The sequence below is a fragment of the Pseudomonas sp. R15(2017) genome (genome assembly GCF_002112685.1).
GTDB classification, from domain to species: domain Bacteria; phylum Pseudomonadota; class Gammaproteobacteria; order Pseudomonadales; family Pseudomonadaceae; genus Aquipseudomonas; species Aquipseudomonas glycinae.
In genome coordinates this window covers 287,260-307,359 of record NZ_NEII01000001.1, presented here as the reverse complement: position 1 = coordinate 307,359, position 20,100 = coordinate 287,260, and the positions used below count along the sequence as shown (strand labels likewise).

At 61.7% G+C, this 20,100-nt stretch carries 17 protein-coding genes and 1 pseudogene; 8 read left to right on the top strand and 10 right to left on the bottom strand.

What is annotated here, in order from left to right; all coding sequences use genetic code 11:
- Nucleotides 1-145: 145 nt before the first annotated feature.
- Complete coding sequence (locus CAF77_RS01415; protein WP_064379363.1) at nucleotides 146-1,456, top strand: FAD-binding oxidoreductase; 1,311 nt, start codon at nucleotides 146-148, stop codon at nucleotides 1,454-1,456.
- A gap of 107 nt (nucleotides 1,457-1,563) precedes the next feature.
- On the opposite strand, the gene CAF77_RS01410 is transcribed toward CAF77_RS01415, so the two are convergent.
- Entirely contained in the window at nucleotides 1,564-1,809 is a 246-nt protein-coding gene (locus CAF77_RS01410; RefSeq protein WP_064379361.1) for a DUF1127 domain-containing protein, read from the bottom strand.
- A gap of 179 nt (nucleotides 1,810-1,988) precedes the next feature.
- Here CAF77_RS01410 and CAF77_RS01405 point away from each other — a divergent pair, with 179 nt between their 5' ends.
- The gene (locus tag CAF77_RS01405) at nucleotides 1,989-3,410 is read left to right on the top strand and encodes a PLP-dependent aminotransferase family protein (RefSeq protein ID WP_039765236.1); all 1,422 of its coding nucleotides are present in this window, start codon (nucleotides 1,989-1,991) and stop codon (nucleotides 3,408-3,410) included.
- On the opposite strand, the gene CAF77_RS01400 is transcribed toward CAF77_RS01405, so the two are convergent.
- The 4 genes from CAF77_RS01400 to CAF77_RS01385 form a co-directional block, all read right to left on the bottom strand.
- On the bottom strand, nucleotides 3,407-3,934 hold the full coding sequence (locus CAF77_RS01400) for a hypothetical protein (protein ID WP_064379359.1): 528 nt from the start codon (nucleotides 3,932-3,934) through the stop codon (nucleotides 3,407-3,409). The two genes, CAF77_RS01405 and CAF77_RS01400, sit on opposite strands and share 4 nt — an antisense overlap.
- A 13-nt stretch (nucleotides 3,935-3,947) precedes the next feature.
- Nucleotides 3,948-6,371, bottom strand: coding sequence for a fimbria/pilus outer membrane usher protein (locus CAF77_RS01395; protein WP_064379357.1), 2,424 nt, complete (start codon nucleotides 6,369-6,371; stop codon nucleotides 3,948-3,950).
- On the bottom strand, nucleotides 6,371-7,081 hold the full coding sequence (locus CAF77_RS01390) for a fimbria/pilus chaperone family protein (RefSeq protein WP_064379355.1): 711 nt from the start codon (nucleotides 7,079-7,081) through the stop codon (nucleotides 6,371-6,373). The genes CAF77_RS01395 and CAF77_RS01390 overlap by 1 nt, the downstream gene beginning before the upstream one ends.
- 101 nt (nucleotides 7,082-7,182) lie before the next feature.
- Complete coding sequence (locus tag CAF77_RS01385; RefSeq protein ID WP_064379354.1) at nucleotides 7,183-7,833, bottom strand: DUF1120 domain-containing protein; 651 nt, start codon at nucleotides 7,831-7,833, stop codon at nucleotides 7,183-7,185.
- A gap of 392 nt (nucleotides 7,834-8,225) precedes the next feature.
- Between CAF77_RS01385 and CAF77_RS01380 the strand changes: the two genes are divergently transcribed.
- Complete coding sequence (locus tag CAF77_RS01380; protein ID WP_139831553.1) at nucleotides 8,226-9,761, top strand: phospholipase D family protein; 1,536 nt, start codon at nucleotides 8,226-8,228, stop codon at nucleotides 9,759-9,761.
- A 21-nt stretch (nucleotides 9,762-9,782) separates the two neighbouring features.
- Here the strand turns inward: CAF77_RS01380 and CAF77_RS01375 are convergent, their stop codons facing one another.
- Both CAF77_RS01375 and CAF77_RS01370 read right to left on the bottom strand, forming a co-directional pair.
- On the bottom strand, nucleotides 9,783-10,928 hold the full coding sequence (locus tag CAF77_RS01375; protein ID WP_064379350.1) for an MFS transporter: 1,146 nt from the start codon (nucleotides 10,926-10,928) through the stop codon (nucleotides 9,783-9,785).
- A 184-nt stretch (nucleotides 10,929-11,112) separates the two neighbouring features.
- Nucleotides 11,113-12,606: an aldehyde dehydrogenase gene (locus CAF77_RS01370; RefSeq protein ID WP_064379859.1), complete on the bottom strand. Its 1,494-nt coding sequence runs from the start codon at nucleotides 12,604-12,606 to the stop codon at nucleotides 11,113-11,115.
- 235 nt (nucleotides 12,607-12,841) lie between these two features.
- Here CAF77_RS01370 and CAF77_RS01365 point away from each other — a divergent pair, with 235 nt between their 5' ends.
- Nucleotides 12,842-13,204, top strand: a complete 363-nt coding sequence (locus tag CAF77_RS01365; RefSeq protein WP_064379857.1) for a cupin domain-containing protein — start codon at nucleotides 12,842-12,844, stop codon at nucleotides 13,202-13,204.
- Between the two features lie 206 nt (nucleotides 13,205-13,410).
- Here the strand turns inward: CAF77_RS01365 and rpmG are convergent, their stop codons facing one another.
- Both rpmG and rpmB read right to left on the bottom strand, forming a co-directional pair.
- Nucleotides 13,411-13,566 carry a 50S ribosomal protein L33 gene (gene rpmG, locus CAF77_RS01360; protein ID WP_003177274.1) on the bottom strand — a complete coding sequence of 52 codons (156 nt, stop codon included), beginning with the start codon at nucleotides 13,564-13,566 and terminating at the stop codon, nucleotides 13,411-13,413.
- 11 nt (nucleotides 13,567-13,577) lie between these two features.
- Nucleotides 13,578-13,811: a 50S ribosomal protein L28 gene (rpmB, locus tag CAF77_RS01355; protein WP_003177273.1), complete on the bottom strand. Its 234-nt coding sequence runs from the start codon at nucleotides 13,809-13,811 to the stop codon at nucleotides 13,578-13,580.
- Between the two features lie 446 nt (nucleotides 13,812-14,257).
- Between rpmB and CAF77_RS01350 the strand changes: the two genes are divergently transcribed.
- Complete coding sequence (locus CAF77_RS01350) at nucleotides 14,258-15,844, top strand: ABC transporter substrate-binding protein (protein ID WP_064379855.1); 1,587 nt, start codon at nucleotides 14,258-14,260, stop codon at nucleotides 15,842-15,844.
- A gap of 135 nt (nucleotides 15,845-15,979) precedes the next feature.
- Here CAF77_RS01350 and radC read toward each other — a convergent pair whose 3' ends face one another.
- Nucleotides 15,980-16,654, bottom strand: coding sequence for a DNA repair protein RadC (gene radC, locus CAF77_RS01345; RefSeq protein WP_039765208.1), 675 nt, complete (start codon nucleotides 16,652-16,654; stop codon nucleotides 15,980-15,982).
- 135 nt (nucleotides 16,655-16,789) lie between these two features.
- Here radC and coaBC point away from each other — a divergent pair, with 135 nt between their 5' ends.
- From coaBC to CAF77_RS01325, 3 genes and pseudogenes are all read left to right on the top strand, one after another.
- Entirely contained in the window at nucleotides 16,790-17,998 is a 1,209-nt protein-coding gene (gene coaBC / locus CAF77_RS01340; RefSeq protein WP_064379854.1) for a bifunctional phosphopantothenoylcysteine decarboxylase/phosphopantothenate--cysteine ligase CoaBC, read from the top strand.
- Nucleotides 17,999-18,003: 5 nt separating this feature from the next.
- Complete coding sequence (gene dut, locus CAF77_RS01335; RefSeq protein WP_011336556.1) at nucleotides 18,004-18,459, top strand: dUTP diphosphatase; 456 nt, start codon at nucleotides 18,004-18,006, stop codon at nucleotides 18,457-18,459.
- 261 nt (nucleotides 18,460-18,720) lie between these two features.
- A pseudogene (locus CAF77_RS01325) lies at nucleotides 18,721-20,097 on the top strand (phosphomannomutase/phosphoglucomutase); the annotation flags it as partial.
- Nucleotides 20,098-20,100: the final 3 nt, after the last annotated feature.

Here is a 20,100-nt window from a genome sequence, read left to right as displayed (position 1 = left end):
TGCAGCGGTAACCGGAGCGAAATAGGCGGCAATTGTGCCGCAAAAGCCGTGATCCAGACACCACGGGCCGACCAATGTTGCCCGTCCTCGTGCCTGCGGCTTATGCTCCGTCAAATTTTCTCGACACCCGCTCAGGATGACGCCCATGAATGCCCGCGCCCACGCCTCCGCGAGCCAACCCCACGTTGCCTCTTACTACGCCGCCAGCAGCCTGCCGCAACCCGACCATCCGGTGCTGCAAGGTGAACTGATCGCCGACGTGTGCGTGGTCGGCGGCGGTTTCTCCGGGCTGAACACCGCGCTGGAGCTGGCGGAGCGCGGCTTGAGCGTGGTGTTGCTGGAAGCGCACCGGATCGGCTGGGGCGCCAGCGGTCGCAACGGCGGGCAACTGATTCGCGGGGTCGGTCACGGCCTCGATCAGTTCTCCAACGTGATCGGCACCGACGGCGTGCGTCAGATGAAGCTCATGGGCCTGGAAGCGGTGGAAATCGTCCGCCAGCGCGTCGAGAAATTTCAGATCCCCTGCGACCTGACCTGGGGTTACTGCGACCTCGCCAACAAACCTTCCGACCTTGAAGGTTTTGCCGAAGACGCCGAAGAGCTGCGCAGCCTCGGTTACAGCTACGAAACCCGCCTGCTGCAAGCGAACGAGATGCACACCGTAGTCGGCTCCAAACGCTATGTCGGCGGTCTGATCGATATGGGCTCAGGGCACCTGCACCCACTGAACCTGGCACTCGGCGAAGCCGCAGCGGCCCAACGACTCGGGGTGAAGCTGTTCGAGCAATCGGCGGTCACTCGCATCGACTACGGCCCGGAAGTCCGGGTGCATACAGCGCAAGGTTCGGTGCGGGCGAAGACCCTGGTGCTGGGCTGCAATGCCTATCTCAACAATCTGAATCCGCAACTCAGCGGCAAGGTACTGCCGGCCGGCAGCTACATCATCGCCACCGAACCGCTGAGCGAAGAACAGGCCCACGCCCTGCTGCCACAGAACATGGCGGTCTGCGATCAGCGGGTGGCGCTCGATTACTACAGGCTCTCGGCCGACCGTCGCCTGCTGTTCGGCGGCGCCTGCCATTACTCGGGGCGCGATCCGAAGGACATCGGCGCGTACATGCGGCCGAAGATGCTTGAAGTGTTCCCGCAGCTCGCGTCAGCGAAGATCGATTATCAGTGGGGCGGGATGATCGGCATCGGTGCCAACCGTCTGCCGCAGATTGGCCGGCTCGCCGATCAGCCGAACGTGTATTACGCCCAGGCCTATTCCGGCCACGGCGTGAATGCCACACACCTGGCAGGCAAGCTGTTGGCCGAAGCCATCAGCGGCCAGCACAGCGGCGGCTTCGACCTGTTCGCCAAGGTGCCACACATCACCTTCCCCGGCGGCAAGCATCTGCGCTCGCCGCTGTTGGCGTTGGGGATGTTGTGGCATCGCCTTAAAGAGTTGGTCTGAGATCGTTCCCACGCTCTGCGTGGGAATGCATCCAGTGACGCTCTGCGTCACAGCGGACGCGGAGCGTCCGGGGCGGCGTTCCCACGCAGAGCGTGGGAACGATCCCTCTAAATCCGCCAGAACGGCTTCACCCCCTCCTCCAGCGCCTGCTCGCGGGTTAGCCCGATGTCCTTGAGCTGTTCCGGCGTCAGTCGCAGCAACGCCTTGCGCGTATGCAGACGATGCCAGAACAGGTCCCAGCGACTCAGGCCGGACGGTGCGTTGCACATGCTCTCGTTGCGCGCATTGTCCTGTTGCCCTGCCTCCAGTTCCTGACTGTGTAATGTCAGCCGCACATCGCTCAAGCCGCTCATTTTCGCTGCTCCTGTTTACTTGGGTAGCCAGAGATTCCATGATGCGCGGGCGAGCAAAAGCATTACAGATTCAACACATCTGTATTATTTCCATACAGATTTGCTGTCTCTGCGACTGAATTGTCGATTTACGCCGCATCTGTACTGGTTTAACGAATCATCTGCATCGAGGCAGTGTCATGACGCTCTATGTGAATCTCGCCGAACTGCTCGGCACCCGCATCGAACAAGGCTTCTACCGCCCAGGTGACCGACTGCCGTCAGTGCGTGCCCTGAGCGTCGAACACGGGGTCAGCCTGAGCACGGTGCAGCAGGCCTATCGGATGCTGGAAGACAGCGGCCTGGCCACGCCGAAACCCAAGTCCGGGTACTTCGTGCCGGTCGGTCGCGAGTTGCCGGAACTGCCGGCGGTGGGGCGTCCGGCGCAGCGGCCGGTGGAAATTTCCCAGTGGGATCAGGTGCTGGAACTGATTCGCGCCGTGCCGCGCAAGGACGTGGTGCAGCTCGGTCGCGGCATGCCGGACATCTCGTCACCCACGATGAAACCGCTGCTGCGTGGGCTGGCCCGTATCAGCCGCCGTCAGGACATGCCCGGTCTGTATTACGACAATATCCACGGCACCCTCGAACTGCGCGAACAGATCGCCCGGCTGATGCTTGATTCCGGCTGCCAGTTGAGTGCCAGCGATCTGGTGGTCACCACCGGTTGCCACGAAGCCCTGTCCACCAGCATCCACGCGATCTGCGAGCCCGGCGACATCGTCGCGGTGGACTCGCCAAGCTTTCACGGCGCCATGCAGACCCTCAAGGGGCTGGGCATGAAAGCCCTGGAAATCCCCACCGATCCGCTCACCGGGATCAGCCTTGAAGCGCTGGAACTGGCGCTGGAGCAATGGCCGATCAAGGTCATCCAGCTCACCCCCAACTGCAACAACCCGCTTGGCTACATCATGCCGGAGTCGCGCAAGCGCGCCCTGCTCAACCTGGCCCAGCGCTTCGACGTGGCGATCATCGAGGACGATGTGTATGGCGAACTGGCCTACACCTACCCACGTCCGCGCACGATCAAATCCTTCGACGAAGACGGCCGTGTGCTGCTGTGCAGTTCGTTCTCCAAGACCCTGGCGCCGGGCCTGCGCATTGGCTGGGTCGCGCCCGGCCGCTATCTCGAGCGGGTGCTGCACATGAAATACATCAGCACTGGCTCCACGGCACCGCAACCGCAGATCGCCATCGCCGAATTTCTCAAGGCCGGGCACTTCGAACCGCATTTGCGGCGGATGCGCACGCAATACCAGCGCAATCGCGACGTGATGATCGATTGGGTGACCCGTTATTTCCCGGCCGGCACCCGCGCCAGCCGCCCGCAGGGCAGCTTCATGCTCTGGGTCGAACTGCCGGAAGGTTTCGATACGCTGAAACTGAATCGTGCGCTGCACGATCAGGGCGTACAGATTGCCGTCGGCAGCATCTTTTCCGCCTCGGGCAAATACCGCAATTGCCTGCGCATGAACTACGCGGCCAAACCCACAGCACTGATCGAAGAAGCGGTGCGCAAGGTCGGCGCGGCGGCGATCAAGCTGTTGGCCGAGGCCGATTAATCCACCATAAAGGCGCCCTGACCTTCAAACCGCACCGGATCGACGGGGCGGCTTGAGGCGTCATCGACCCGCGCATCCAGCTCCAGCTCCACTTCCAGCAGACTGCCCTGGATACCGGCGTCCGCCCGCCATGGAACAACGTGGATGCCCGGTCGCAGAAAATCACCTTCGACCGGTTGGCCGCTGTCCAGGCGCCAGTGCACCGCCGCACCGTCGACACGAGCAGCCACGATACGCAGTTGCAACGTGCCCGCCGCCCAACGGAAACGTTGCGGATCGGCGGGGGGCGCGACAAATGCCCAGCGCATCAAGCGCACGTCGGGACAGTGCACCCGCAAGTGCACGCTGCGCAAACCAAAGCCCGGGCCCCGACCATCAAGCGCCTTGCGTTGCAGCAGGTCGGCGCGCGTTGCGCTACCCAGGTTCACGCTCGTGGGCGACAGACTCGACTGACACGTCTCGGCGCTGAACGCCTGTTGAAATACCAGACACGGCAACACGATCCAAACCGGCAGAAATTTCATCAGATGCACTCGTTCAGGACAGCTCGGCCGGAGCGCAGGTGGCATCGACCCGCTCGATGAGCGCGCTGTCTTCAGGGGATTCGGGAAGCGGGAAACGCAATACGCACCGCGTGTTGTCAGGGAGCTGCACATGCAGGCGCTGACCCGCTTTTGCGTCGGGCAGAAAAATCGTTCCGGCGTCCTGGACCGTCGTCAGGTAGCGCCCCTGTTCATCGTGAACGCTCAGTCCCTTGGCCAGCCATTGCCGGTCGACGGTCATCGCATTCAGCAACAATCGCCGGACAGTGACGAGCGAGAAGTCCAGATGCTGCACCGAACCACGGGCGGGCTGCACTTCCTTCACTCCGTCGAGCACTTCAACGTTGCGCGACAGGCTGAGCGGGTCGACTTCCAGCCGTGCCGTCGACCAGGCCGGCAGGCTCGCCGCGACTGCGTGGCCCGAGCCATCGGTCCAGACCGGCCCTTGAGGCGTGTTCAGTTTCACGCCCGATCGATCACCGGCCTTGAGTACGCCGAAAGTGTCGCGCAGGGGATAGGGCGACAACGTTGCGCCATCGCGATGCAATGCCACACCACCGCGCAGCCCCACGTCGTAATCGGTCGCGCCGGATCGCTGGCCGACGCCAACGTCCAGGCTGGTGTAGCGCGGCAGCGCAGTGAAACGTACTCCGTAACCGGCCGCCGTCTCATCGCGGTATTCGGCGTTGGCGTTGTAGGCCAGGTTTTCACTCAGTACATCGCTGACAGCCACGCCCCGGCGCACGCCGGATCGATCATCACGGCGCAAATAGCCGCGCAGTCTTCGCTGGCCACCCAGCGCCATTCCCAGCGTCAGGTAAGCGGAGTTGCCCAGGCGATCAGATGCCGTGTCGCCGATGGCACGTTCCAGGTTCAACGACAGGCTGATGCGCTCAGGCAACGTACGCGACCAGGACAGGCCTAGACGCGACTGCGACGGCTCACCCTGAGTCGAATATCGCGACCAGGTCGCTCCAAACGCGCCCCATTGATCCACCGAACCGGTGAGAGAAAACACCAGGTGATCGCGACCGGGAGACTCAGCCCGGTGAAGCGCCTGATTCCAGCCGGTGTCTGACAGCGTGCGAAAATTCCGACTCTGGCGCACCGCAACCAGACTCGTCGACAGCTGCCCGGACAGCGGCGCACTCAGCGTCAGCTGCGTCTGGCTGCCTCCCGCGCCACTGGAGCGGTCATCGGACAGCACCTGCTTCACGCCCAGTGCGTAGCCGCCGGCCCATTGTCGTTGCAGGCCCCAGCCTGTCGACAGGTAGTCGGTTGCCGCGAGCACACCGGCGGTCAGTCGGGTGGCCTGCCCCCAATCCCAATCCTTGCTGAACGCCGTGAAAGAAGGCGTTTGTCGGTCGTCCGAGCCCAGCCGTCGCACCGTGCCCAGCGCGAAGTTGAACCCGCTCGGCCCGGCCCATTGCGCTTCGTGGAGACTGGCCGCCGGCACGCGCAAGCGGCGCGCCTGGCCATCCTGTTCGTGGACGGTCACGTCCAGATCAATCTGGTTGCTCAGCAATGGCAGCGCTCGCAGCGTGAACGGTCCACTCGGCACCATGGTGGTGTAGATCATCACGCCGTTCTGCCGGACTTCGATGCGGGCCGGCGAATACGCGACACCCTCCACCTGCCCCCGCGCACCGTCCTGCGCCGTTCGCAACTGGGCGAACGCCGCTTCCGGCAGGATCTGCACACCGTTGAATGGTTCACCGGCAAACAAGGTCGACGCGAGATTCAATTGCCCGACCTGCAGACTGACTTCGGCGTCTTCCAGGGTTCGCGCACCGTAGGCATACAGGTGCTCGAACCGCGAGTTGCCGGAGGTCGACGTGTAAGACTGCCGACTGCGCAATACCCAATCCCCGGCGTTCACGCCGACCTCTGAGCCCAGGCTTTGAAACCTGTCGTGTTGGCCTTCGTGCTGACTGCCGACCATCAACGCGTCGTAGTTGAAAACGCCGGCCATTCCGCCATGAGCGAAGTTGTTGGGCGCACGTTCCGGCAGCATCAGACGGTCGGTCGGTACCAGCAGATCAATCCGTTCGCGTCCCGGATCCAGATGCGCGACCGCTTCGGGAAATCCCTCCACCAACGTCGTGCACTGCTCCGGTCGCAACTTGGCCATCGAGGGTGGCGGGTGTACTCCGGCAGCATTCAGCCATTGGGGTTGCAGGCACAGTTCTCCGCGCTCGTTGAACGACACCCGCACACGGCCTCTGGCCTGTCCGTTGACCTCAAGCGCCACGGAATGCTCGCCTTGGGCGAAGCGCGGCGCCTCACGAAAGTACACCGCCAGCGCTGGGTCGATGCCGCGATCCCTCAACACTTGAGCGTCGAACTCCAGTGACTCGGCCGCCAGCACGGTGCCGTTGACCGCCAGCAGCAACACGCCCCAACGAACGCAGACCTTCATCAGCGGGTAACCGGTGCATCGTAATGGTCGACCGCAAAGCCGTAGGTGGTGGCCGGAAAAATCCTCACTGCCATCGTCTGAGCCGAGGCGTGCAAGGGGAAATCGGCGTGCAGTCGCTCGCCGGGCAAGATGTAGGTCTTCGGCAGGTTAACCGAGCGGGTGCCCGGCAGAGGCAAAATGGTTTTCGCCAGCCGAACCACATAGGGGCTCGGATTGACGACCTGCACACCAGCGGCATCTATTGACCAGGTCAGCCGTTTCCAGGGCTCGCGCTCCACCGGCAATCCGGCGGGGCGCAGAATCACCGGCAGGTTCTGACGGACACCGAGGGTGACCCGCGCTCCGGCGGCGTCACTGGTCGGCTGGATCCCCTCGAAGATCACCCGCTTCAGGCGTTCAGTCTTCAACGGTTGCTGACTTTGCAGAATGAATCGCACTTGCTGAATGCCGTCCGGTTCGACACGAGCGATGGGCGGGGTAAAGACCAGCAGTACATCGTCGCTGTCCTCGATATTCTCGACGGTGGTGTGCAGCAATGCGGGGCGCGTATCGGTATTGCGCACATTCATGACCGCTTCACCCATACCCTCCTCCACCAACAGTATCGGCGTCTGCGGAACCATTCCGGCGGCGTGGGCCAGCGGCACTGAAAGCCATGCGAACAGGCACAGCGCTGCAGTCTTGAGAGCAGACTTGAAAGAAATGAGCATCGGGATAATCCGTGAAATCCTGGATGCGGCCCGACAAATGCCGGACCGCGCTCGCGTGTGCCAGCCGGTCCCGGTGCCTGAGAGACACCGGGACGCTGTCATCAGAGGTAGAACATGTCGAACGTCACGGAGCCGTCCAGCGGGATTTCGTTGGCAATCGGCAGGGCGTTGCTTGGGCCGATGATCGGCAGCAGCTGCATCGGGAAACCGTGATGACGAGCCGCAACCGGACCGGTCGCAGCGCTGGCGCCCCACGAGTACAGTTGCGGCGCATTGCTGACCAGCGTGCTGGTCGGCACACGCCATGCCGGGGCCGCCAGCGTCCGGGTCAGCAGCGTCTGGGCATTGCCGTCGGTCTCCGGAATGCCATGGCGCAAGGCGAAACCACCAATAGGCGTACCGTTGATTTCACCCAGCCCGAAAAACAGTGCCGGATCACTCTGACCGGCACCATCACTGATGCCGGGCAACTTGGTGCCGGCCCGGTTGTCACGCACCGACACTTCCACGGGGGCCGGTGCGTCGCAATTGATGTGCAGGGACACATCGCGACCGCCCAACAGGGTCTGTGTGGTCGTATTCAACGTCGCCGCCGAAATCTTGCGCAGATCCACCGTGCCGCCACCGGCAAAGGCCGGAATGCAGGAGGTCGGAATAATGGTGCCGATGACATTCAGGTCAACGCTTTCTGCCATTGCCATTGTTGGCAGCAGCGCCGCCGCCAGTACTGCAAGACGGTATGTCTTTTTCATAAGCCGTAATCTTCCATTTGATTGACAGTTCAATCCCTACAAACCTGGTATGTAAGTAAGCGGGCTGATGATTGCGGCTTATGAGAGATAAATCTGTAGGAAACGGGAACGCTTAAACAGCGAAATCACGACTGGTTTAATAGGCACTTTGAGCCTGGTGGCGGGGTCCTACGCTGCCGTGGCCGGATGCTTTGAACCGCCATGTCTACAGGGCCCGAGTTTCAGTGCGCCTGAAAGCCCACAGCCATGAACCAGGCAGCCGCTCTGTCAGAGATCGGAAGGCCTGACGGTTAAGCCGATAACGGGCGGCGTGCGCCGTGCCATACTCCTGACCTCGCCCACACCCGGAACGACCCGACTTGAGCTCCAGACACTTCCTGCCGCCTGCACTGATGTCCGCCCTGCTGCTCACCGGGTGCGCTTCGCTTGATGTTCCGCGTGACCCGAGCCAGGCACTGCCGGCGTCCGACTCCGCGTTCGGCCGTTCGATCCTGGCCCAGGCGGCGCCCTACAAGGGCCAGTCCGGCTTTCGCCTGCTGTCCAACAGCACCGAAGCCTTCACCGCCCGCGCCGAGCTGATTCGCAACGCTCAACGCAGCCTCGACTTGCAGTACTACATCGTCCATGACGGCATCAGCACGCGAATGCTGGTGGAAGAAGTGCTGAAGGCGGCCGATCGTGGCGTGCGGGTGCGGATCCTGCTGGACGACACCACCAGTGACGGCCTCGATCTGATCATCGCCACCCTGGCGGCACATCCGCAGATCCAGATCCGCCTGTTCAATCCGCTGCACCTGGGGCGCAGCACCGGCGTGACCCGGGCGGCCGGGCGGCTGTTCAATCTGTCGCTGCAACACCGGCGGATGCACAACAAGTTGTGGCTGGCGGACAACAGCGCGGCCATCGTCGGCGGACGCAATCTGGGTGACGAGTACTTCGATGCCGAGCCCAACCTGAACTTCACCGATATCGACATGCTCAGTGTCGGGCCGGTCGCCGAGCAGCTCGGACACAGTTTCGACCAGTACTGGAACAGCGCCCTGAGCAAGCCGATCGACGAGTTCCTCTCCAGCAAACCCACGGCCAAAGACCTGCAGAACACCCGCACGCGCCTGGAAGAATCCCTGGAGGAAACCCGCAAACAGAATCACGCGCTGTATCAGCAGTTGATGACCTACCGCACCAACCCGCGCATGGACATCTGGCGCAAGGAGCTGATCTGGGCCTGGAACCAGGCACTGTGGGACGCGCCGAGCAAGGTGCTGGCCAAGGGCGAACCCGATCCGCAACTGCTGCTGACGACCCAACTGGCGCCGGAGCTCACTGGCGTCAACAAAGAACTGATGATGATTTCTGCCTACTTCGTGCCGGGACAGCCGGGGCTGGTCTACCTGACCGGCCGCGCCGATGCGGGCGTGTCGGTAAGCCTGCTGACCAACTCGCTGGAAGCCACCGACGTGCCGGCGGTGCACGGCGGTTATGCGCCGTATCGCAAGGCGCTGCTGGAGCATGGCGTGAAGCTCTACGAACTGCGGCGCCAGCCTGGGGATAATTACGGCAGCGGCCCGCACCTGTTTTACAGCAAGTCCTATCGCGGCTCGGATTCGAGCCTGCACAGCAAGGCGATGATCTTCGACGGGAAGAAATCGTTCATCGGCTCGTTCAATTTCGACCCGCGCTCGGTGCTGTGGAACACCGAAGTCGGGGTGCTGGTGGACAGCCCGGAACTGGCTGCCCATGTTCGGGAGCTGGCCTTGCAGGGCATGGCACCGGCGTTGAGTTACGAGGCGAAATTGCAGGATGGAAAAGTCGTCTGGGTTACCGAAGACAACGGCCAGATGCACACATTGACCAAGGAGCCCGGCAGTTGGTGGCGGCGCTTTAATGCGTGGTTCAGCACTACGGTGGGACTGGAGCGGATGCTGTAGCAACCCGCTCCGGCCGGCTTATCAAGCGGGCTCCGGCACCTTGCCGAACGCCCCTTGCCGCGACAGCAGTATCACCAGCCCGAACGCCCCGGCCGCCATCAGCCACGGCAACGCATGCCCGCTGATCCACTGACTGCCCGCCCCCGCCATCAACGGCCCGATCAGACAACCGACGCCCCACAGCTGCGCGACATGCGCGTTGGCGCGCACCAGCGCATCGTCGCGGTAGCGCTCGCCAATCAAAATCAGCGACAGGGTGAACAGGCCACCCGCACTGGCGCCGAACAGCACCCACAGCGGCCAGATCAGCAAGGTGTCGAGCAGCATCGGAATCGCCAGACTCGACAACATCAATACCACGGCGCAACCGGTAAACAGGGTTCGCCGTGACAGATAATCGGCCAGCGCACCGATGGGCAATTGCAGCAGCGCATCGCCCACCACCACGGTGCTGACCATCGCCAGCGCAATCTCCGCAGTGAACCCCTGTTGCAGGCAATACACCGGCAACAGGGTCAGGATCATTGCTTCGAACGCGGCGAACAGCGACACCGCCCAGGCGATGGCCGGCAGCTCGCGAGCGAAGCCCCACAGATCCCCGAAGGTCACGCTGCTGGCCTCACTGCTCGGCGCGCCACTGCGGCCCAACAGCAGAAACGGCGAAGCGATCAGCAGACCGACACCCACCCAGAAGCCGTAATCGTGATCGGTGCCAAGCGCACCCAGCAGTAATGGACCAGACAGTTGGCTCAACGCATAACTGCTGCCATACAGTGCCACCAGTCGTCCGCGCCAGTGCTCGACCACCAGTTGATTGATCCAGCTCTCGCCGAGGATGAACACGATGGTCAGAACCACGCCGATCATCAGCCGCAATACCAGCCAGATCGGGTAACTCGGCAGCAGCGCCAGCAGGCCGATGGACAGCGCCCCGGCCCACAGGCACAGGCGCATCAGGTTCGCCGTACCGAAACGCGCGGCCAGATGACTGGAAATCTTCGCCCCCAGCAACACGCCAATGGCCGGCATTGCCGCCATCACGCCAATGGCGAACGAGCCGTAACCCCAACCCTCCAGGCGCAATGACACCAGCGGCATGCTGACACCAAGGGCCAGGCCGACACTCAAGACAGACGCCAACACGGCGAAATACGTCGCCCAACGCATGTTCCACGCTCCTGTGGATAATTTTTATGTGCACCACAAAAGACTGTGGGAGCGAGCTTGCTCGCGATAACGGTTTCACATTCAGCAAATGTGCTGACTGATACACCGCTTTCGCGAGCAAGCTCGCTCCCACAGGGATCTTTGTATCGTTCGGGAGCCCGCCTCGGCAGGCTCCCTCAACGGTTTACAGCTTGATCCAGGTCGCCTTCAGCTCGGTGTATTTGTCGAACGCGTGCAGCGACTTGTCACGACCGTTGCCCGACTGCTTGAAGCCGCCGAACGGCGCGGTCATGTCACCGCCATCGTACTGGTTGACCCACACGCTGCCGGCCCGCAGGGCCTTGGCGGTCAGGTGCGCCTTGGAAATGTCCTGAGTCCACACCGCTGCCGCCAGGCCGTAAGGCGTGTCGTTGGCGATGTTGATCGCTTCCTCGGCGGTATCGAACGCGATGACCGACAGCACCGGGCCGAAGATTTCTTCCTGGGCAATCTTCATCGCATTGCTCACGCCGTCGAAAATCGTCGGCTCGACGTAGGTGCCACCGGTTTCCTGAAGGATGCGCTTGCCGCCGGCCACCAGTTTGGCGCCATCGGAGTGGCCCGACTCGATGTAGGACAACACGGTGTTCATCTGCTGGGTATCGACCAGCGCGCCAACGTTGGTGGCCGGATCCAGCGGGTTGCCCGGTTTCCAGGTTTTCAGCGCCTCGATCACCATCGGCAGGAATTTGTCCTTGATCGAACGCTCGACCAGCAGACGCGAACCTGCGGTGCAGACTTCGCCCTGGTTGAAGGCGATGGCGCTGGCGGCGGATTCGGCAGCGGCTTGCAGATCCGGCGCATCGGCAAACACGATGTTCGGGCTCTTGCCGCCGGCTTCCAGCCACACACGTTTCATGTTCGATTCACCGGAATAAATCATCAGCTGCTTGGCGATCTTGGTCGAACCGGTGAACACCAGGGTGTCGACATCGTTATGCAGAGCGAGCGCCTTGCCGACGGTGTGGCCGTAACCCGGCAGCACGTTCAGCACGCCTTTCGGAATGCCGGCCTCGACTGCCAGCTCGGCGATGCGGATGGCGGTCAGCGGGGATTTTTCCGATGGCTTGAGGATCACCGAGTTACCGGTCGACAGGGCCGGACCGAGTTTCCAGCAGGCCATCATCAGCGGGAAGTTCCACGGCACGATGGCGCCAACCACGCCCACTGGCTCGCGGGTCACCAGACCCAGTTGATCGTGCGGCGTAGCGGCGACTTCGTCGTAGATTTTGTCGATCGCCTCACCGCTCCAGCTCAGCGCTTGCGCAGCGCCCGGCACGTCGATGTACAGCGAATCGCTGATCGGCTTGCCCATGTCGAGGGTTTCGAGCAGGGCCAGTTCTTCGGCGTGCTGCTTGAGCAGGCCGGCGAAACGGATCATGGTGGCTTTGCGTTTGGTCGGCGCCAGGCGCGACCAGACGCCGGAGTTGAAGGTGGCGCGGGCGTTTTCCACGGCGCGCTGGGCGTCGGCGGCGTCACAGCTGGCAATCTTGCCCAGCAGACGGCCATCGACCGGGCTGATGCACTCGAAGGTCTCGCCGGAGACGGCATCGGTGTACTCGCCATTGAGGTAGGCGCGGCCTTCGATCTTCAGGTCGCGGGCGCGTTGTTCCCAGTCGGCACGAGTCAGGGTGGTCATTCGAGTGTCCTCCTCTTGTTCAATACGAGCGCCGCGATCGTCGCGGTCGTCCTCAGGAATACTGCCCGGCCAGCCTGCTTTTCGGCCCAAGGCATCCGCCACCCTAAACCAGCGGCCGGGGTTGTTTCAATATATTTGACATAAGCTCGCCATACGGCCTTGCGGCGTTCAATTTAATCAACATAGACTTTGGCCCTTTCACGCCATCGCGCCGTCATTACGGGAGAAAACAACAATGAACATCCAGCACGTCGTCGACATCAGCCTGACCACAACCGAAGCCGAACGCTATCGCCCGGACCCGGCCAAAGTGCTCAAGGGCGATCCCGAACAAGCGGTGTTCAATCAGTACGACAGTCCTTGCGGGCAAATGGGTGTCGGCGTGTGGGAAGGTGCGGTCGGGCAGTGGACGGTGAACTACACCGAACACGAATACTGCGAGATCCTGCAAGGCGTATCGGTGCTGCGCGACAGCGAAGGCAATGCCAAGACCCTGCGCGTCGGTGATCGCTTCGTGATTCCGGCCGGTTTCCGTGGCACCTGGGAAGTGCTGGAAGCCTGCCGCAAGGTCTATGTGATCTTCGAACAGAAGGCTTGAGGTTTTCGTTGACTGATCTGGCCCCAATCGCTGGCAAGCCAGCTCCCACAATTTCGGCGGTGTGCACAAATCTTGTGAACGCCAATTACCCCTGTGGGAGCTGACTTGCCAGCGATGAGGCCCGCACAGGCACCACAAAATCCTGGGCAACAAAAAAGGCCCGTATCGTGAGATACGGGCCTTTTTCGTAAGTCAGGAAAAATCAATTACTTGATTTTGCCTTCCTTGTAGATCACGTGCTTGCGAACAACCGGATCATATTTCTTGATCTCGATTTTGTCCGGGGTAGTACGCTTGTTCTTGTCGGTAGTGTAGAAGTGACCAGTACCGGCGCTCGAGATCAAACGAATCAATTCACGCATGATTAGCTCCCTTAAACCTTGCCGTCGCGACGCAGCTCGGCCAGCACAACGCTGATGCCACGCTTGTCGATGATACGCATGCCTTTGGCGGAAACGCGCAGGCGTACGAAACGTTTCTCTTCTTCAACCCAGAAGCGGTGATGCTGCAGGTTCGGCAGGAAACGACGACGGGTTTTGTTGTTTGCGTGGGAAATGTTGTTCCCAGTCACCGGACCCTTACCGGTAACTTGACATACTCTAGACATGCCTCAGCCCTCTAAAACCACATGCCCAACCCGGCATGGGTTGGCCGCTTAATCTCTAGTCATTGTGGCGCCAGGCGCCGCGATTCTTTAGAGGTCTTACCGGCTACACCTACAAGCGAAGGAACCGGGCCCCTAGAAAAGAGCGCTGCTTTATACCAGAAAGACCACGGAGCAACAACTTTCCGTGCGCAAAGAATGGCTAAAAAGCCGCTTTTCCCGGCCGCAAGCGCCTTGGACAAAGGCTGCCGGCAATTTTTACCATTCGTCGAAGAAAACCGATCATACCCGCTATCGCGACTTTTCCTGCCGTCACTTGCGACAAATCCTCCGCCGCGCAGCCCCGAAAATGCAAAAAGGGGATAGTCATTTGCAATCGCGACCACTAGGGTAGGACTTTTCCAGACTGCACTTGCAGATGGGCCTTCGATCTGTAAAGGAAGCCGACCATGCGCCTCGCTGCCCTCCCCCTGCTCTTCGCCCCGCTGTTACTGAGTCCACTGGCCCAGGCCGCCGCCCTGAGCGTCTGCACCGAGGCCAGCCCCGAGGGCTTCGACGTGGTGCAGTACAACTCGCTGACCACCACCAACGCCTCGGCTGACGTGCTGATGAATCGTCTGGTGGATTTCGACACCGCCAGCGGCAAGGTCGTCCCAAGCCTGGCCGACAGCTGGGAAGTCAGCACCGATGGCCTGACCTACGTGTTCAAGTTGCATCCGCAGGTGAAGTTCCACACCACCGACTACTTCAAACCGACCCGCGAACTGACCGCCGAAGACGTCAAATTCAGTTTCGATCGCATGCTCGACCCGGCCAACCCGTGGCACAAGGTCGCCCAGAGCGGCTTCCCCCACGCCCAGTCGATGCAGTTGCCGAGCCTGATCAAGAAGATCGACGCACTGGATCCGCTGACCGTGCGCTTCACTCTCGATCATCCGGACTCGACGTTCCTCGCGACCCTGAGCATGGGCTTCGCCTCCATTTATTCTGCTGAATACGCCGACAAGCTGCTGAAGGCTGGCGCGACCGACAAACTCAACAGCCAACCGATCGGCACCGGACCGTTCGTCTTCACCCGATTCCAGAAAGACGCCTCGATCCGCTACAAGGCCAACCCGGACTACTTCCGCGGCAAACCGGCAGTGGACCCGCTGATCTTCGCCATCACTCCGGACGCCAACGTGCGTCTGCAAAAGTTGCGGCGCAACGAGTGCCAGATCGCCCTGTCGCCAAAACCATTGGACGTACAGGCCGCGAAGCAGGAGCCGACGCTGAAAGTCGAAAAGACTGACGCGTTCATGACCGCCTTCGTCGGCATCAACAGCCAGCATCCGCCGCTGGACAAACCGGAAGTGCGCCAGGCGATCAACCTCGCCTTCGACAAGGCCAACTACCTCAAGGCTGTATTCGAAGACACCGCCGAAGCCGCCAACGGTCCGTATCCGCCGAATACCTGGAGCTACGCGAAAAACCTGCCGGGTTACGCCCACGACGTGGACAAGGCCAAGGCACTGCTCGCCAAGGCCGGATTGAAGGACGGTTTCCAGACCACCATCTGGACGCGTCCGTCCGGCAGCCTGCTCAACCCGAATCCGAGCCTCGGCGCACAACTGCTGCAATCGGATCTGGCGGAAATCGGCATTCAGGCAGAAATCCGCGTGATCGAATGGGGCGAGCTGATCCGCCGCTCCAAGGCTGGCGAACATGACCTGCTGTTCATGGGCTGGGCCGGCGACAACGGTGATCCGGACAACTTCCTCACCCCGCAGTTTTCCTGCGCGGCGGTGAAGTCCGGCACCAACTTCGCCCGCTATTGCAATGCCGACCTGGACAAACTGATCAGCGCCGGCAAGACCACCAGCGAGCAAGGTGTGCGCACCAAGCTCTACGAACAGGCACAGGCGCAGATCCAGCAGCAGGCGCTGTGGCTGCCGCTGGCACATCCGACGGCGTATGCGCTGACGCGTAAAGACGTGCAGGGTTACTCGGTGAGCCCGTTCGGGCGGCAGGACTACTCCAAGGTCACCCTTAAATAACCCGCCACAACACAGAACCTTTGTGGGAGCGGGCTTGCCCGCGAATGCGGTGGATCAGCCAACACAGTTGTCGACTGACACTCCGATTTCGCGGGCAAGCCCGCTCCCACAGGGGCTAGCGTTTGTTCTTGAAAGCTACATCCAGCCACATTCCGCCATCGACAACGGCTCACCATCGCCCACGATGAAGTGATCGAGCACCCGCACATCGATCAACTCCAAAGCCTTTTGCAAGCGCTTGGTCAATAATCGATCAGCCTGACTCGGATCGCTGTTTCCCGACGGATGGTTGTGGCACAGGATCACCGCCGCCGCGTTGTTGGCCAGGGAACGCTTCACGACTTCCCGGGGATGCACGGCGGTGTTGTCGATCGAGCCGCGAAACAGCGTTTCAAAGGTCAACACTTGATGTTTGGAGTCCAGAAACAGGCAGCCGAAAACCTCGTGCGGCTCGTGGCGCAACATGGCTTTGAGATAATCACGGACCACTTGTGGATTTTCCAGCGCCGTTTTCTGCCGCATGCGCTCGGCCAAATGTCGCCGCCCCATCTCCAGTACAGCCTGCAGTTGGGCAAACTTCGCCGGCCCCAGGCCTAATTGCTCGCTGAACGCCCCAAGATCAGCCTCCAGCAACGCACGGAGACTACCGAACTGATTCAACAAGTGTCGCGCCAGATCCACCGCGCTTTTGCCGGATACCCCGGTTCGCAGAAAAATCGCCAGCAATTCGGCATCGGAAAGACTTCCCGAGCCCTGTTCCAACAGCTTCTCCCGCGGCCTTTCCGCCGCCGGCCAATCGCGAATACTCATACACATTCCTTGTCTGTGGGCGCCGCTGTTCCGTAGCGGTCGCTGTGATATCGTAGCCCATCTTTTTTGCGGGCGAATTCACCCTGGGGAGGGGGTTTCGCCACGTATGTCACCAACGAAATGAAAGGCAGACCTATGCAGCGGCTGTATCGGAAACGCATCGTTCTGGGCGTCGGCGGCGGCATTGCTGCCTACAAGAGCGCCGACCTCGTGCGCCGCCTGATCGATCAGGGCGCCGAAGTGCGCGTGGTCATGACCCGCGGCGGCAGCGAATTCATCACCCCGCTGACCATGCAGGCGCTGTCCGGCCACCCGGTTCACCTGGACTTGCTCGACCCGGCTGCCGAAGCGGCGATGGGCCACATCGAACTGGCCAAATGGGCCGATCTGGTGCTGATCGCTCCGGCCACCGCCGACCTGCTCGCTCGCCTGGCCCAAGGCATCGCCAATGATTTGCTAACGACATTGGTGCTGGCCACCGACGCCATCGTCGCAGTCGCCCCGGCCATGAACCAGGCCATGTGGCGCGATCCGGCGACCCAGGCCAACCTGCAACTCCTTGAAAGTCGCGGCCTGAAGACCTTCGGCCCGGCCTCGGGCAGCCAGGCCTGCGGCGACGTCGGCATGGGCCGCATGATGGAAGCCACCGATCTGGCCCAGCTTGCGGCGGACTGCTTCCAGCGTCAGGCATTGACCGGCAAACACGTAGTGATCACCGCCGGCCCGACCCAGGAAAACATCGACCCGGTGCGCTACATCACCAACCACAGCTCCGGCAAAATGGGCTTCGCCCTGGCGGAAGCGGCGGTGGAAGCCGGCGCCCGCGTGACCCTGATCAGCGGCCCGGTGCATTTGCCGACGCCGGATCGCGTCACCCGGATCGACGTGGTCAGCGCCCGCGACATGCTCGCCGCGTGTGAAGCCGCGATCCCTTGCGACATCTTTATCGCCTCGGCGGCGGTTGCGGACTACCGTCCGGAAGTCGTCGCCCCGCAAAAATTGAAGAAAGACCCTACGAGCGGCGACGGCTTCGTCCTGCAAATGGTGCGCAACCCGGACATCCTGGCCACCATCGCGACCCGTCCCGACCGTCCGTTCAGTGTCGGCTTCGCCGCCGAGACCGAACACCTGCTCGACTACGCTGCGCGCAAGCTGAAGGACAAGAATCTCGATCTGATCGTCGCCAACGACGTCGCCAACCCGAGCATCGGTTTCAACAGCGAAGAAAACGCCTGCAGCGTCATCGACCGTGCGCTGCACGCCACGGTTTTCGCCCAGACCAGCAAGGGCAAAATCGCTCGCCAACTGGTCACTTTTATCGCCGAACGTCTGAACCAGGTTTAATTTACATGCACGCTTTGCAAGCCAAGATCCTCGACCCACGCATCGGTACCGAATTCCCGCTGCCGCAATACGCCACACCGGGCTCCGCCGGTCTCGACCTGCGCGCCATGCTGCAAGAGGACATCGTGATCAAGCCGGGTGAAACGGTGCTGATTCCTACCGGTCTGTCGGTCTATATCGGCGACCCGAACCTCGCCGCGCTGATCCTGCCGCGCTCGGGCATGGGCCATAAGCACGGGATCGTGCTGGGCAACCTCGTCGGCCTGATCGACTCCGACTACCAGGGCCCGCTGATGGTGTCCTGCTGGAACCGTGGCCAGACCGAATTCACCATGCCGGTCGGCGAGCGCCTGGCTCAACTGGTACTGGTACCCGTGGTGCAGGCGCACTTCGAAATGGTTGAAGAGTTCGTCGAGACCGAGCGCGGCACGGGTGGTTTCGGCCATTCCGGCACCAAGTGATCGGCTGAAAACCCGTCGTGGCGAGGAGGCATCCCCCGCCACGAACTTCAAAATGTCATCTGCAAGGTTTAGCGCTGAAAATCAACGCATTGGCAGGCCAACACCACGCCGGACAAGGCGTCATGGCCCTTTCACACCACGAACTCTCTGTGAAAACCGCCGTCATACCCTTCAGTTTGAGCTTGCCGTCGAATAATCGTCGGTGTGTCCAGCCACTTTCGAGATGGAGCATTTTTGCAGATGAGCACCCCCGCCCAAGTCGCCCCGAAGCTTCCTGACAGCATCTTCCGCGCCTACGACATTCGCGGCACCGTGCCGGAATTCCTCAATGCCGAAACCGCCTACTGGATCGGCCGCGCCATCGGCTCCCAAAGCCTGGCCCAAGGCGAACCGAACGTGTCCGTCGGTCGTGACGGCCGCCTGTCCGGTCCGGAACTGGTTGCCGAACTGATCCGCGGCATCGCCGAGAGCGGCTGCCATGTCAGCGACGTTGGCCTGGTGCCGACGCCTGCGCTGTACTACGCCGCCAACGTGCTGGCCGGCAAATCCGGTGTGATGCTCACCGGCAGCCACAACCCGTCGAACTACAACGGCTTCAAGATCGTGATCGCCGGCGACACCCTCGCCAACGAACAGATCCAGGCCCTGCACGAGCGCCTCAAGACCGGCAACCTGAGCAGCGGCACCGGCAGCGTGACCCAGGTCGAGATCCTTGACCGCTACAACACCGAAATCGTCCAGGACATCAAACTGGCCCGGCGCCTGAAAGTCGTGGTCGACTGTGGCAACGGCGCGGCCGGCGTAATCGCCCCACAACTGATCGAGGCGCTGAACTGCGAAGTCATCCCTCTGTACTGCGAAGTCGACGGTAATTTCCCGAACCATCACCCGGATCCGGGCAAGCCTGAGAACCTCGTCGACCTGATCGCCAAGGTCAAGGAAACCAACGCCGACATCGGCCTGGCCTTCGACGGCGACGGCGACCGCGTCGGCGTGGTGACCAACACTGGCACCATCGTGTTCCCGGATCGCCTGCTGATGCTGTTCGCCCGTGACGTGGTGGCGCGCAACCCGGACGCGGAGATCATCTTCGACGTCAAATGCACCCGCCGCCTGATCCCGCTGATCAAGGAATATGGCGGTCGGCCGCTAATGTGGAAGACCGGTCACTCGTTGATCAAAAAGAAAATGAAACAGTCCGGCGCACTGCTGGCCGGTGAAATGAGCGGGCACATTTTCTTCAAGGAGCGCTGGTTCGGTTTCGACGACGGCATTTACAGCGCCGCACGGCTGCTGGAAATCCTCAGCAAGGAAAAATCTTCGGCCGAAGAGCTGTTCGCGACCTTCCCGAACGATATTTCCACGCCGGAAATCAATATCCATGTGACCGAAGAGAGCAAATTCAGCATCATTGATGCACTGCACGATGCACAGTGGGGCCCAGGCGCCGACCTGACTACCATTGACGGCGTGCGGGTCGACTACGCCAAAGGCTGGGGCCTGGTGCGCGCGTCCAACACCACACCGGTGCTGGTGCTGCGTTTCGAGGCCGATGACGAGGCGGAACTGCAGCGCATCAAGGCTGTGTTCCATGCCCAACTGAAACGCGTTGCACCTGATCTCCAACTACCGTTCTGATTG